Source organism: Streptomyces sp. NPDC057697, assembly GCF_042799335.1.
GTDB lineage: Bacteria > Actinomycetota > Actinomycetes > Streptomycetales > Streptomycetaceae > Streptomyces.
In genome coordinates this window covers 433,109-433,374 of the sequence record NZ_JBHVJA010000001.1, presented here as the reverse complement: position 1 = coordinate 433,374, position 266 = coordinate 433,109, and positions in this window count along the sequence as shown.

Genomic DNA, 266 nt, shown 5'->3' with positions numbered 1-266 from the left:
CCGCCTTGTGTCGTTCCGGCCCGCGCCCGTCCGCCCCGGCGCCCGTCCGGCTTGCGTCGAGTCGTCTCCGTCGTCGCGCGGGCGGCTGATACGAGCGGTCGCCCGCCTCGGCGCGGGCCCTTGCCGCAGGCCCCCGGTCCCTGCCGCAGGCCCCCTGCGCCGCCTTGCGACTGCGCCGCCTTGCGACTGCGCCGCCTTGCGACTGCGCCGCCTTGCGACTGCGCCGCCTTGCGACTGCGCCGCCTTGCGACTGCGCCGCCTTGCGT